Consider the following 13,685-nt stretch of genomic DNA (forward strand, 5'->3'; position numbering starts at 1 on the left):
CCGGGCAGAGGCCGGCCCGCTCCGGAGGTCTCGCGCGGGAGCCGGGCCGGGCGACCGGCGTGCCGCCGGGGCACGGGCGCGGCCGGTCCCGGCGTGCCCGGAGGCGGTGACGGGGCGGGTCCCGCCCGCGCCGTCACCGCGTCCGCGTGAACCCGGCCGGAGCGTGCCTCCGGCCGGGTCGTGTCACGCGGGCGGGGTCACGCGGCGCCGGCGTGCTCGGTGGCGTACTCGACGGTGTACCCGCCGGTCGCGGTGCCGTCGGTCCGTCCGGCCGCGACGGGCTCGCCGGGCTCGGCCGGTCGCGGGTCGTCCGCCTCCTCCTGCGGGGAGAAGAACGGGAAGTCCACCGCCTGGGAGTCGAGGGCGGCGCGCAGCTCCGCCAGCGCGGCCCGCACCGCCGCCCGTACGGCGGGCACCTCGCAGGACTCCTCCAGGCGCCGGAGCATGGCGTGGCACTCCAGCAGCCGCCGCTCCAGCGCGGCCGACGACCCCGCGCCGGACACTCCCGTACCGGACGACCCGGTACCGGACGACCCCGTACCGGGCAGGGCCGTGCCGGACGGCTCACTTCGAACGTTCATCGTGGAACCTCGCAGCCTTGATCTCGAAGCGGGGGAGGGTGCCGGGAGCGACGAGCTCCACGTCGGGCCGTATGCCGATCTGGCGCTTCACCTCGTCGGCGACACGCTCGCACAGCCCGGAGGGGTCGGCCACGGAACCGGCCCGCGGCTCCAGCCGCAGGACGATCGTGTCGAGCCCGCGGACCGTCCGCAGCACCGTCTGGAACTCGTTCACCTCGCCGAAGCCGCGCATCACGTCCTCGATCATCACGGGGGTGACCGAGACGCCGCGGATCTTCCTCATGTCGTCGGCCCGGCGCAGGATGCCGCCGTCGTACCAGTCCCACGTCCGGCCGCAGTCGCACTCGTGCCACGGACGCCGCACGACCAGGTCCTCGGTCCAGTGCCGGAACAGCTGCATGCCCTCGCGTCCCAGGCCCGTGCTGACGCGGATCCCCGGCTCGCCGTAGCCCACCGGCCGTCCGGTGTCCGGGTCGAGGACCTCGTCGATCACGCCCCGTTCGATGATGTGGCAGCTTCCCGACCGGCACTCGAACATGTTGACGATGCCGGTCTCGGTGGTCCCGGCCGCGTTGAACACCCGGGCGCCGAACCCGGCCGCGATCGCCCGGGTCGTCGACTCCGGCCGCGGCTCGGCCCCGGCCAGGATGATCTGGACGTTGCCCTCCTTCGCCAGGTCCACCCCCATCTCACGGGCCGTCTCCAGCAGCCGCATCGCGTAGCTCGGCGTGCAGCCCAGGACCTCGATCCGGTGCTCCAGGAGGAAGCGGATACGGGTCCTGGAGTCCAGCCCGCCCGAGGGCACCACCAGGCATCCCATCCGCTCCAGCGCGTAGTGCATCGCCCAGAAGCCCATGAACAGGCTGTATCCGAAGGCGACCATGCCGCGGTGCCCGGGGCGGACCCCCATGCCGTGGAGCGCGGTGCAGAACAGGTCGACCGACCACGCCCAGTCGCGCGCGGTGTCGAAGGTCCGCAGCGGCGGGTTGCCGCTCGTGCCGCTGGTCTGGTGGTACCGGACGCCCAGCCCGGGGTCCGCCGACGGCCAGGTGCCGTACGGCGGCGCCTGCAGCTGCGCGGCCATCAGGTCCGCCTTGCGCACCAGCGGGACGCGTTCGGTGTACTCCCGCAGGGACCGGATGCCCTCGGGGAGCCGTTCGCGCCAGAACGGCGAGTTCCTCCGGGCGTGCTCCATGGCATGCCGCAACCGTCGCCACTGCCAGTCGGCCAGTTCCTCCCGCGGCATGGTCTCGATTCGCGGGCTCCAGTACTCCGTCTGGCCGGCACGGATTCGTTCGAGCGTTCTCATCTCGTCTCCTGCATCGTGGCGCGCCACCCGCCGGCGGGCAGCGCGCTCACTGGCCATGGCATGTGCTGCCACATGCGTTTCCCCGCCATCGTTCCAGCTGGGCGGATGCCCTTCTTCTTCGTGAATGCTGCTTTTCACGTTTACCGCTGACAGTGGAATTTCGTCGGCATTTCAGAAGATGCCGGTAAAGGGGGCCGAAGTCAGGATTCTGTGCTGATGGTCGGCGAGGGGTGCGCCGGGGTGACGTCCCGGCGCGAGCCGGCCGGACGGATCGATTACCGAGGGAGCACCCAATGGTGGCTACAGACGGCCTCAATGGTGTGGGCACCGGCAGCGGCAAGCGCATTCCCCGGCTGGAAGGACTGCGAGGACTTCTGGCGGCGGGCGTGCTCGTCTATCACGTCGCTTTCATGGCCGGGATCACCAGCTTCATCCAGCAGCCGGGCGACGGCGTCTGGGGAGTGCTGACCGACGGCCTGGGGGTCATGCTGCCCCCGTTCTTCGTGCTGTCGGGAATGTTCCTCTACCGCCCGTTCGCCCGCGCGACCCTCGCGGGGGGCGACCGGCCGGCGGTGGGGCACTTCCTGCTCCGGCGCGCGCTGCGGATCCTGCCGCTGTACTGGCTGGTCGCGGTCGTGGGACTGCTGACGATCAACCTCTTCAACATCGACTCGGTCGGTGACGTCCTCCGCCCGCTCCTGCTGGTCCACTTCTTCTGGGCCGCCGGCCAGCCGATGTTCGGCCTGGAGCACACCTGGACGGTGCCCGCCGAGATCTCCTTCTACCTCGTCCTGCCGATCCTGGCCTGGCTGGGACACCGGTACGCGCGGCGGACCGGCGACGTGGCCCGGCGCGCCCGCAGGATGCTGCTCCCGGTCGCGGGCTTCGCGCTCATCGGGCTCGCCTGGGTCGTCTACAGCCGGATCCCGTCCCTGGTCGCGTCCAGGGTCTTCTCCTTCGAGCAGTACTTCTGGCCGCTGCACTTCCTGCACTACTTCGCCGGCGGCATGGCGCTGGCGGTGGCGTCCGCCTACGCGGAGGCGACCTCCCGGCAGCCGTCGCTCTACCGGCTGACGACCCGGTGGCCGAGCCTGCTGTGGCTGGTGGCCCTGGTGACCTACGTCGTGTACGGCCTCAAGCCCTTCGGCGCCCCCGTCCCCGGCGCCTGGTCGGGCTTCGTCTACGAGATGAGCGGGATCGTCGCGGCCTCGATCTTCTCGATGGCGATCGTCCTGCTGGTCACCGTGGCGAACTCCGGGACCCGGGCCCTGGACGCGGTGCTGGGCAACCGGCCGCTGCGCTACCTCGGGCGCGTCTCCTACGGCATCTACCTGTGGCACGTGCTCGTCATCGAGTACTGGTTCTCCAACGGCGCCCTGTTCGGCGTCCCGGCCGTCGCGAGCGTGCAGTGGCGCGGGACCGTGAACTTCTGGGTGCTGCTGGCCTTCACCGCGGCGCTCACGCTCCTGGCCGCGACGGCCTCCTACTACCTGGTGGAGCGCCCGCTGGCACGGCTGGCGAGCCGCCGCTCCTCCGGCACGGAGTCCATCGCCCCCAGCGCGACCGTCCCCACCGCGGACGCGCCCGGCACGGCCCCCGCCGCGCCCGGCACCGCCCCGGCCACCGCCCCGGCCACCGGCACGGACACCGGCGCGGACGCCCCGGCGCTCGCGGACAGCGGCTCCGGCGCCCGCCGCTGAACCCCCTATCCGAGGAGAGGTCACCGAAATGTCGACCAGAGCGAGGATCGTCGCGATCAACGGCTCCGAGCGTGACGGGAACACCGCGGACGTCCTGCGGCACGCCGCCCGCGTGGCCGCCGAACGGCAGGCCGACCTGGAGGTCGTCGACCTCAGGAACATCCGGATGACCCGGTGCGGCCCCTGCGGGGACTGCAACGACCGGCCCGTGCCCTGCGCCGTGCAGGACGACGTCCCCGCGGTGGTGGAGAAGATGATCGCCGCCGACGGCATCATCTACGCCGCGCCGGTGCACGGCTTCGGCACCGCGGGCCTGATGCAGACGTTCATCGAGCGCTCGGGCGTCGGCTACCTGCGCTTCGACCGCCCGCTCAGCAACAAGGTGGCCGGTGTCATCGCGGTCGCCCGGCGCTACAGCGCCGGGGAGGTCTGGGCCCAGCTGACGGTCAACGCCCTGCTCAACCGGATGATCCTCGTCGGCAGCGGGTTCCCCGCCCAGGTGCACGCCCTGCACAAGGGCGACGCCTGGAAGGACGAGGAGGGCCTGACCAACGTGGCCCGGATGGTCGAGCGCATGATCGACATGATTCACATGATCAAGGAGTACCGGGCGATCACCGGGCGGCAGGAGATCCTCGCCGTCAGCGAGCGCAACGAGCGCGTCGGCCTGGCCCTCGACGAGATGCGGGAGCGCGTGTGAACGCGCCGGCCGACCTCCGGCGCGAGCAGGACTTCCGGCGCGAGTACGAGGAGGTCCTGCGCGCCTTCCACGCCGGCACGATGACCCCCGCGGACCGGGACCGCTGGTACGGCCGTCGCCTGACGGCCGTGCTGCGGCACGTCACCGCGCGCTCGCCGTTCTACCGGCGCCACCTCGCCGGGGTGGACGTCGAGGGCGTCACCCCGGGCACGCTGCACACGCTGCCCTTCACCACCAAGGAGGACCTGCGCCGGGAGAAGTACGACGTGCTGTCGGGCACCCCGGCCGAGGCGTCGGTCTTCTACGAGACGACGGGCACGACCGGCCCGCCCACGCCCTGCCCGCGCGGTCCCAGGGACGTCCTCACCAGCAACGCCGCGGTCGAGGAGTCCTGGCGCCGGCTGTTCCGCGCCCGGTTCGGCGACCGCATGCCCGTCGTCGGGCTGATGGGCCCCTCCGAGCTGTACGCCTTCGGAGACGTGTTCGGCTCGGTCTCCGCGGCGCTGGGCGCCTGCCACGTCAAGATCTGGCCCGAGTCGCCCCGGGTGGGGTTCCGCACGGCGCTGCGGCTCATCGGCGAGCTGGGCGTCGAGGTCGTGGTCTGCGCCCCGGCCATGTGCCTGAGCCTGGCCAAGGCCGCCCTGCACCACGGCCACGACCCGGCACGGCTGCCGATCTCGGCGTTCCTGGTCCTCGGCGAGGTCTGCACTCCGCAGTTCGCCGCCAACGTGGCGTCGGTGTGGCCGGGCGCGACCGTCTACCCGGCGCTGTACGGCTCCCAGGAGGCGTTGTGCATCGCCACCGGCGCGGTCACCGGACAGCTGCACCTGTCGGCGCTGAACTACCTGGTCGAACTCGTCGACCCCGACACCGGCCGCGTGCTCGGCGACACCGGGACCGGTGAACTGGTCCTGACCATGCTCGTCGACGGCATCAAGCCGCTCATCCGCTACCGCACCGGGGACCTCGTCCGGATCACCCCCGCACCCGCGGGCGCCGCGCTGCCGGGACCGGTGGTGGAGGTGCTCGGCCGGGTGGGCGACCGGATCCCGCTGGGCTCGGCCACGCTGCTGCCGGCCGAGCTGGAGGCGACGGTCCTGGACGGGGTCCGCGGCTGCCTGGGGTACCAGATCGTCATCGACGAGCGTGACGGCGCCGACGAGGTGACGGTCCGCATGGACCTGCTCCCCGAGGCCGGCGACCCGGACGCGCTCGGCGCGGGGGTGGCCGCCCGGCTGCGCGAGCGCGCCGGCGTCCGCGCCCGCGTCGTCGCCGACCCCGGCCTGGACCCGGTGACCGCGACGGGCTCGTACGTGAGCTGGAAGGCGGCGCGCATCCTCGACAACCGCGTCGAGGCGGACGGCGCGTCGCTGGTCGCCCGCCGGGTCGCCCACCGCTACGCGGTCACCACCTGAGGCACGGAGATGGGCGCCATGACCGATCCGAACGGGACGCCGCAGAGCGGGACGGGCCGCGTGCGGGTGCGCACCGTGCGGCGCACCCTGCCGCCGACCGAGGCGCTCCCGGCCTACCTCGCGCTGGCCGGGAGGTTCGGACGCGACCAGGTCTACCTCCTGGAGTCCGGGGAGGGACCGGAGAACGACTGCCGCTACCACGTCACCGGGTTCGGGGCGCTGCTCACGTTCTCGGTGACGCGGAGCCGGGTGCGGGTCGACGGGGTGCCCGCCCTGCGCGAGGCGGTGCTGCGCCGGGTCGGTCCCCTGCTGGCGGGCACCGGGGACCGGCTCGCCCTGCGCCGGCCCCGCGACCTGTGGCCGGTCCTGCGCGCGCTGCAGGAGACGTTCCAGGCCGAGGGGTCGGCGTCGCGGTTCCGGTTCGGCTTCCTGGCCTACTTCGGCTACGACACCGCCCGCTACATCGAGGAGCTGCCCTACCTGATCGAGCGGGGCCCGGACGTGCCCGACGTCCAGCTGGTGCTGCACCGGGGCTGCCTGGTGACCGACCGGGCGACCGGGAGCTCCGAGTTGCTGCTCCACGAGAGCGACGCCTGGCCCGCCCTGGACCCCGGCCCGCTGCTCGGCCTGCTGGCCGGGGCCGTACGGCCGCTGCCGGTGCGCTCCGACGCCGACCTGCCGCCCGCCTCCGCCCGGGGCGACACCGGCCGCGAGCACTACCTGCGCAACGTCCGCCGGTGCCTGGAGCACATCGCCGCGGGCGACATCTACCAGGTGCAGATCGGTCACGAGCTGACGATCCGCAGCCAGGCCGACCCGGTCGACGTCTACGGCAGACTGCGGGCCCGCAACCCGTCGCCCTACATGTACCTGACGACGCTCGGCCCGCACACCGTGATCGGGGCCAGCCCCGAGGTGTTCGTACGGATCGAGGACGGCCACGTGCTCATGCGGCCGATCGCCGGGACGGCCCCCCGGGGCGGGGGGGACGGAGGAGGTGACGAGGCGGTCGCCGGGCGGCTCCGCTCGGACCCCAAGGAGATCGCCGAGCACACGATGCTGGTCGACCTGTGCCGCAACGACATCGGCCGGATCTGCCGGGCCGGCACCCTGGAGGTGCCCGACCGGATGGCGGTCGAGCGCTACTCGCACGTCCTGCACCTGGTCTCCACCGTGGCCGGGCGGGCCGAGGAGGGCGAGGACGCCTTCACGGTCATCCCCGCGCTCTTCCCCGCCGGCACCGTGACCGGCGCGCCGAAGATCCGCGCGATGGAGATCATCGAGGAGGTCGAGACCAGCCGCAGGGGACTGTACGCCGGGGCGCTGGGCCTGATCGACGTCGGCGGCTACGTCAACCTGGCCCTGTGCATCCGCACCCTGCTGCACCGCGACGGCGTCTACCGCACCCGGGCCTCGGCGGGCATCGTCGCCGACTCGGCCCCCGAACGGGAGTGGACCGAGACGCTCGCCAAGTCCACCGCCGCCTACTGGGCGGTGACCGGCGAGGAGCCGCCGCGGGCCGGGCCCTCCGGCGTCCGGGGACGCGGGCGCGGCCACCGGCGCGGCGTACGGTCCCCGCAGCGCCCCTGAGACCGGCCCCGGGACCGCCACCGCCCCTGAGACCGACACCGATCCCGAGACCGCCAGACCCATGAGGACCATCGAGCCCATCGGGGGACCGTTCAAGGACCTTTCGGACCTGTGAGGGACTCCCGGGGGAGACCCCTGACGAGAGCGAGGGCGCCGTGAGTGATCCGACGCGCATCCTGGTCGTCGACGCGTTCGACAGTTTCGTCTACATCATCCGCCAGTACCTGATGTCGGCCGGGGCCGACCCCATGGTGGTACGCGCCAACGAGCTGCGCCCCGACGACGTGCGGCGGATGCGGCCCGGCGGGATCCTGCTGGGACCCGGCCCCGGCCACCCGGCCGAGTCCGGCCACGTGGAGCTGGTACGGGCCTTCGCCGGCCGGGTGCCGATGCTCGGCGTCTGCCTCGGGCACCAGGCGATCGGCCTGGCCTACGGCGCGGACGTGGTGCGGGCGCGGAACCTGATGCACGGCAAGACCAGCCGCGTCGTGCACGACGGCAGGGGGCTGTTCGCCGGGATGCGCGACGGCTTCCACGCGACCCGCTACCACTCGCTGATCGTGGCCGAGGAGACCGTCCCGGACTGCCTGGAGGTCAGCGCCCGCTCCCGCGACGACGGCTACGTCATGGGGCTGCGCCACCGCGACCTGCCGATCGAGTCCGTGCAGTTCCATCCCGAGAGCGTCCACACCGAGGACGGCATGCGGATGATCGGCTCCTTCACCGCCGCCTGCGCGGACTACCCGGCCTGGGACCGGCGCGCGACCGCCTCCGAGGCCGCGTGACGACGGGCCCGCCCGTGCCTCTGCGCCGCACGGGCGGGCCCGGACCGCCCGTGCGGTTCGAACCAGCCCGTACCGCCAGGAACCGCGCAATCGCGGAGATGCGTCGCATCGTCCCGGGTGGGACCGTCCCAGTGATCGGCCGATCTCACCGCCCGACCCGAACGGTCACCGCCACGGCCGCGGTGCAGAAAGACAGGTAACCATGCGTCCCTTCCGTATCGACATCCCGCAAGCCGACCTCGACGACCTGCACCGCAGGCTGGACGCGGCCCGCTGGCCGGGCGAGGTGCCCGGCGTCGGCTGGGAGCGCGGCGTGCCCCTGGACTACCTCAGGGAACTGGCCGAGTACTGGCGGACGAGCTACGACTGGCGCGCGGCCGAGGCCCGCCTCAACCGGTACCCGCAGTTCGTCACCGAGATCGACGGCGCGAACGTGCACTTCCTGCACGTGCGGTCACCGCACCCCGGGGCCGTGCCGCTGATCCTCACCCACGGCTGGCCCGGCTCCTTCGCCGAGTTCGTCGACGTGATCGAGCCGCTGACCACCGGTGACCCCGACAACGCCTTCCACGTGGTCGTCCCGTCCATCCCCGGGTTCGGGTTCTCCGGGCCGGCCCCGGAGGCCGGCTGGGACGTGCCCCGCGTCGCGCGGGCGTGGGCCGAGCTCATGCACCGCCTCGGGTACGACCGCTACATCGCCCAGGGCGGCGACTGGGGCAAGGTGATCTCCCTCAACCTCGGCCTGGCCGACCCCGAGCACGTCATCGGCGTGCACCTGAACATGCTGGTGACGTTCCCGCCCGACGACCCCGCCGCGCTCGCCGACCTCGACGAGGCCGACCTGGCCAAGCTGGGGCACGCCCAGTGGTTCGCCGACGACGGGCTCGGCTGGCAGAAGATCCAGTCGACCCGGCCGCAGACCCTGGCCTACGGCCTGACCGACTCCCCGATCGGCCAGCTCGCCTGGATCGTGGAGAAGTTCAAGGAGTGGACCGACTCGGACAAGTCCCCCGAGGACGCGATCGACCGGGACCGGCTCCTGACCAACGTCATGATCTACTGGCTCACCGCCACCGCGGGGTCCAGCGCGCAGATCTACTACGAGACCACCCACCTGGCGGCCGACTTCGTCCGCACCTGGGGAGGCCCCTGGCCGCTGACCATGCCGGTCGGGGTGGCGGTCTTCCCGGCCGACGCCTCGCGGCCGGTCCGGCGCTTCGCCGAGCGGATCCTGCCGACGCTCTCGCACTGGACCGAGTTCGACCGCGGCGGCCACTTCGCCGCCATGGAACAGCCCGGGCTGTTCGTCGGTGACGTGCGCGCGTTCGCCCGTTCCCTGAGGTGAGGTACTACCACCTGCCCGAGTTCGGCGGCGTGGACGCGCTCCGGCTCGGCGAGCGCGACGAACCCCGGCCCGGCCCGCGCCAGGTGCTGGTCCGCATGCGCGCCTGGTCGCTGAACCACCGCGACCTGCTGATCGCGCGCGCCGCGTACGGCCGCGACGTCCGGCCCGGGGTGGTCCCGCTCTCCGACGGCGCGGGCGAGGTCGCCGTGACCGGTGAGGGGGTGACGCGCTGGCGGACCGGCGACCGGGTGGTCTGCACCGTCATACCGCGCTGGATCGCGGGCCCGCCGACCGCGGAGAAGGTCGCCGGGATGCTCGGCGGGTCGCTCGACGGGGTGCTGGCCGAGTACGTGGTCTTCGACGAGGAGGCCCTGGTCGCCGTCCCCGCGCACCTGAGCCTGGCCGAGGCCGCGACGCTGCCGTGCGCCGCCGTGACCGCCTGGCACGCGCTGGTCGAAGTGGGCGGCCTGCGGCCGGGACAGCGGCTGCTGACGCTGGGCACCGGCGGGGTCTCGCTCTTCGCGCTGCAGCTGGCCGTGGCCGGCGGCGCACGCGTGACCGCCACCTCCGGCAGCGCGGGCAAGCTCGACCGGCTCCGCGACCTCGGCGCCGCCGACGCGATCGACCACGCCGCCGACCCCGGGTGGGGGGCGACGGTGCACGAGCGGTCCGGGGGCGGCGTGGACCACGTCATCGAGGTCGGCGGGTCCGGCACGCTGCGCCAGTCGATCGAGGCCGTCCGGACCGGGGGCCGGATCAGCGTCATCGGGGTGCTGAGCCGGGGGGAGGGCATCGGCCCGGTCCCCCTGCTGCGCAAGGCCCTGTCCGTCCAGGGGGTGCTGGTGGGCAGCCGGGAGATGTTCGAGGAGATGAACCGGGCGCTGGAACGGCACCGGATCCACCCGGTCGTCGACGGGGTGTTCCCCTTCTGCGACGCCGCCGACGCCTACCGCCGCCTCGCCTCCGGCCGGCACGTCGGCAAGGTCGTGATCGCCGCCGACTGACCGGCCGGCGGATCCCGGCAATCGAGAAGTAGTCCGGCGGACACGGCCGGTGTGATCCTGGGAAAAAGGCGCCACGAGAGGCAGAACAAAAAAGGCGCCTCGATAAATCACCATTTTTATGGAAAAGGACGTATGAAGCATGACGGGTTCCGCCACGCCGGAGCCACGGCTTCGCCGTTCCGTGGCGGCGACCGTGGTCGGCAACTTCGTCGAGTACTTTGACTGGCTGGCCTACGGTCTCTTCGCCCCCCTGTTCGCCGCGCAGTTCTTCCCGGCCGCCGACCCCGTCACGTCGCTGCTCGGCGCGTTCGCGGTGTTCGCCGCCGGCATGCTGTTCCGGCCGCTCGGGGGCGTGCTGTTCGGCAGGCTCGCCGACCGGCGCGGGCGCCGCCCCGCCCTGCTGCTCTCGATCGCCCTGATGGCCGCCGGGTCCACGCTCATCGGGATCGCCCCGACGTACGAGCAGATCGGCGTGTTCGCGGCGCTGCTGCTGCTGCTGGCCAGGGCGGCCCAGGGGCTGTCCTCCGGAGGGGAGTGGCCCGCCGCGGTCACGTACCTGATGGAGATGGCCGCGGAGAACCGCAAGTGCTTCTACGGCGGCCTGTTCTCGATGACCGCCTCGGCGGGCGCGTTCCTGGCCGCGCTGCTCGGCGGAGGGCTGTCGGACCTGCTGGGCCCGGCGGCCATGACCGAGTGGGGCTGGCGGGTGCCGTTCCTGCTCGGCGGGGTGTTCGGCGTCGTCCTGCTGCTGGCGCGCAACCGCCTGGCCGAGACCGCCGTCTTCGAGCGCGAGGTGCGCCCCCGCCCGGCCCGCGGCTCCTTCCGCAAGGTCCTGGGCGAGTACCGGCGCCAGGTCCTGCTGACGGTGCTGTTCGTGGCCGGGCTCACCACGGTCATCGGGACCTGGTCGACCGTGGTGCCGGCCATCGGGCACCGTATCGCCCCGCCGGGGACGATGTTCTGGGCCGTGGTCGTCGTCAACCTGATCTCGATGGCGACGATGCCGTTCCTCGGCCGCCTGGCCGACCGGATCGGCGAGCGGCGCTTCCTGACCGCCGTCACCCTCGTCTTCCTGGTCGCCGGGCCGTTCGCCTACCTCGGCATGACGCCCGACCTCGCCGTCCTGACGGCCGCCTACGGCAGCGGCGTCCTGTACATGGGGTGCGTGACGGCCGTCATGCCCAAGATGCTCGCCGCGGTCTTCCCGCCCGAGGTGCGCGGCCTGGGCATCGGCCTGCCGCACGGGCTCACCACGGCGATCCTCGGCGGCCTCACCCCGTCGGTGGCCACCTACCTCGACGGGCGCGGTCTGTCCGGCTGGTACATCGCCGGGGTGATGGCGACGGTGCTGCTGGGATGGCTCGCCGCCGTCGTCGCGACCCGCCGGCCCGCGACCGCGCCCCCCGCGCCGGCCCCGAGGCGGCGTGAACCCGCCGGACTGGCCGGGTGACCGGCTCACCGGCCACCGGGCACTTCCCGACCGATCCCGCTCTGGAGGAGAAATTGCTGACCATCGATGTCCCGACGAGGGACGAGCTCGTACGGCGCGTGGCCGAATCGGTGCCGGCGCTGCGGTCGAAGGCCGCCTGGTCGGAGGAGAACCGGCGGCTGCACGAGGAGACGATCACCACGCTGGCCGAGGCCGGGGTCTTCCGGCTCAGGACGCCGAAGCGCTACGGCGGCTACGAGTGCGACACCCGCACCCTGGTCGACGTGGCCGCCGAGCTGGCCCGCGCCGACGGCTCCACCGCGTGGACCGCCTCGGTCTACTGGATCCCCACCTGGATGGCGTGCCAGTTCCCCGACGAGGTGCAGGACGAGGTGTTCTCCACCCCTGACGTGCGGGTGTGCGGCACGCTGAGCCCGACCGCGATGGCCACCCCGGTGGACGGCGGCGTCGTGGTCAACGGCAGGTGGGGGTTCGTCAGCGGCGCGCTGCACAGCCACTGGCAGGAGATCGTGGCCGTCCAGGTCGGCCCCGGCGCCGAACCCATGCCGATCATCGCGCTGGTCCCCGTCTCCGACCTGCAGATCGTCGACGACTGGCACACGGCCGGGCTGAAGGGCACCGGGAGCGTCACCACGGTGGCGCAGGAGGTGTTCGTGCCCGCCGCCCGGGTGCTCCCGCTGGGCGCCGTCCTGTCCGGGCAGCCCGCCTCCGCCGCGAGCGCCGCCTCCGCGATCTACCGGGCACCCCTGCTCCCGGTCGCCTCCGCCTCCTCCGTCGGCACCGCGATCGGGCTGGCCAGGGCCGCGCGCGAGGCGTTCTTCGAGCGGCTCCCGGAACGGAAGATCACCTACACCGACTACGAGAGCCAGCGGGTCGCGCCGCTGACCCACCTGCAGGTCGCCGACGCCACCATGAAGATCGACGAGGCCGAGTTCCACGCCCACCGCCTGGCCGCGACCGTGGACGCCAAGGCCGCCGCGGGCGAGCCGTGGACGATCGAGGAACGCGCCAGGGCCCGCGCGGACATGGGCGCGGCCTGCCGCCTGGCCAAGGAGGCGGTGGACATCCTCAACAACGCCAGCGGCGGCGGGTCGATCTACAGCCACGTGCCCATCCAGCGGATCGAGCGCGACGTGCAGGCGCTGAACCTGCACGCCCTGATGCACCCCGACACCAACGCCGAGCTCTACGGCCGGGTCCTGTGCGGCCTGGAGCCCAACACCCACTACATCTGACCGTCGGAGACCGCGGTGCCCAGGCCGGGCACCGCGGGGAGAGGGACCACCATGACCGCGACCACCGTGACCACCACGACCGCCGTCGAGCAGGCGGCCGCGGTTCCCCAGCGCATCATCAAGGCCTGGGCCGACCACGACGCCGCCGCCTTCGCCGACGTGTTCACCGAGGACGGGACCATGATCCTGCCCGGCGTCTACCGCAAGGGACGCGAGGAGATCCGCGCGTTCATGACCGGGGCGTTCGCCGGCCCGTACAAGGGGACGCAGGTCACCGGCGCCCCGGTGGACGTCAGGCTGATCGGCGACCGCACCGCGGTGCTGATCACCCAGGGCGGGGTGCTGGCGCCCGGCGAGACCGAGGTCTCCGCCGAGCGGGCCGTACGGGCGAGCTGGGTGCTGGTCGAGCAGGACGGGCAGTGGCGCCTGGCGGCCTACCAGAACAGCCCGCGCGACGCGGCCGGGGCCTGACCCGGGACGCGCCCGCCGGGGGGGCGGGGGGGGGGGGGGGGGGGGGGGGGGGGGGGGGGGGGGGGGGGGGAGAGAGGGAGAAAAGGCCGGAGAAAGAAGG

Annotated in this window: 12 protein-coding genes; 10 read left to right on the top strand and 2 right to left on the bottom strand. The window is 73.1% G+C overall.

Going from position 1 to position 13,685, the window contains the following annotated elements; translation table 11 throughout:
* Nucleotides 1-197 precede the first annotated feature (197 nt).
* Nucleotides 198-581: a DUF6052 family protein gene (locus ACZ6RT_RS03325; protein WP_470152090.1), complete on the bottom strand. Its 384-nt coding sequence runs from the start codon at nucleotides 579-581 to the stop codon at nucleotides 198-200.
* Nucleotides 565-1,890, bottom strand: coding sequence for a phenylacetate--CoA ligase family protein (locus ACZ6RT_RS03330; RefSeq protein WP_470152091.1), 1,326 nt, complete (start codon nucleotides 1,888-1,890; stop codon nucleotides 565-567). Before ACZ6RT_RS03330 ends, ACZ6RT_RS03325 begins: the two co-directional genes overlap by 17 nt.
* A gap of 293 nt (nucleotides 1,891-2,183) precedes the next feature.
* Here ACZ6RT_RS03330 and ACZ6RT_RS03335 point away from each other — a divergent pair, with 293 nt between their 5' ends.
* The 10 genes from ACZ6RT_RS03335 to ACZ6RT_RS03380 all read left to right on the top strand — a co-directional run bounded on the left by ACZ6RT_RS03335 (nucleotide 2,184) and on the right by ACZ6RT_RS03380 (nucleotide 13,585).
* Complete coding sequence (locus ACZ6RT_RS03335) at nucleotides 2,184-3,590, top strand: acyltransferase family protein (protein ID WP_470152092.1); 1,407 nt, start codon at nucleotides 2,184-2,186, stop codon at nucleotides 3,588-3,590.
* Nucleotides 3,591-3,618: 28 nt separating this feature from the next.
* Nucleotides 3,619-4,290 (top strand): flavodoxin family protein, encoded by a 672-nt coding sequence (locus ACZ6RT_RS03340; RefSeq protein ID WP_399188843.1) that lies wholly within the window; start codon nucleotides 3,619-3,621, stop codon nucleotides 4,288-4,290.
* Nucleotides 4,287-5,705, top strand: a complete 1,419-nt coding sequence (locus ACZ6RT_RS03345) for a phenylacetate--CoA ligase family protein (RefSeq protein WP_470152093.1) — start codon at nucleotides 4,287-4,289, stop codon at nucleotides 5,703-5,705. The genes ACZ6RT_RS03340 and ACZ6RT_RS03345 overlap by 4 nt, the downstream gene beginning before the upstream one ends.
* Nucleotides 5,706-5,723: 18 nt before the next feature.
* Nucleotides 5,724-7,295, top strand: a complete 1,572-nt coding sequence (locus tag ACZ6RT_RS03350) for an anthranilate synthase component I family protein (protein WP_470152094.1) — start codon at nucleotides 5,724-5,726, stop codon at nucleotides 7,293-7,295.
* 155 nt (nucleotides 7,296-7,450) lie between these two features.
* Nucleotides 7,451-8,080 carry an anthranilate synthase component II gene (locus ACZ6RT_RS03355; RefSeq protein ID WP_470152095.1) on the top strand — a complete coding sequence of 210 codons (630 nt, stop codon included), beginning with the start codon at nucleotides 7,451-7,453 and terminating at the stop codon, nucleotides 8,078-8,080.
* Nucleotides 8,081-8,282: 202 nt separating this feature from the next.
* Nucleotides 8,283-9,425, top strand: coding sequence for an epoxide hydrolase family protein (locus tag ACZ6RT_RS03360; protein ID WP_470152096.1), 1,143 nt, complete (start codon nucleotides 8,283-8,285; stop codon nucleotides 9,423-9,425).
* Nucleotides 9,422-10,429, top strand: coding sequence for a zinc-dependent alcohol dehydrogenase family protein (locus ACZ6RT_RS03365; protein ID WP_470152097.1), 1,008 nt, complete (start codon nucleotides 9,422-9,424; stop codon nucleotides 10,427-10,429). Before ACZ6RT_RS03360 ends, ACZ6RT_RS03365 begins: the two co-directional genes overlap by 4 nt.
* Before the next feature lie 139 nt (nucleotides 10,430-10,568).
* Entirely contained in the window at nucleotides 10,569-11,879 is a 1,311-nt protein-coding gene (locus tag ACZ6RT_RS03370; RefSeq protein ID WP_470152098.1) for an MFS transporter, read from the top strand.
* A 53-nt stretch (nucleotides 11,880-11,932) separates the two neighbouring features.
* Nucleotides 11,933-13,114, top strand: a complete 1,182-nt coding sequence (locus ACZ6RT_RS03375; RefSeq protein WP_470152099.1) for an acyl-CoA dehydrogenase family protein — start codon at nucleotides 11,933-11,935, stop codon at nucleotides 13,112-13,114.
* 51 nt (nucleotides 13,115-13,165) lie between these two features.
* On the top strand, nucleotides 13,166-13,585 hold the full coding sequence (locus ACZ6RT_RS03380; protein WP_470152100.1) for an SgcJ/EcaC family oxidoreductase: 420 nt from the start codon (nucleotides 13,166-13,168) through the stop codon (nucleotides 13,583-13,585).
* Nucleotides 13,586-13,685 lie beyond the last annotated feature (100 nt).

This window comes from Streptosporangium sp. NPDC050148 (assembly GCF_055586505.1).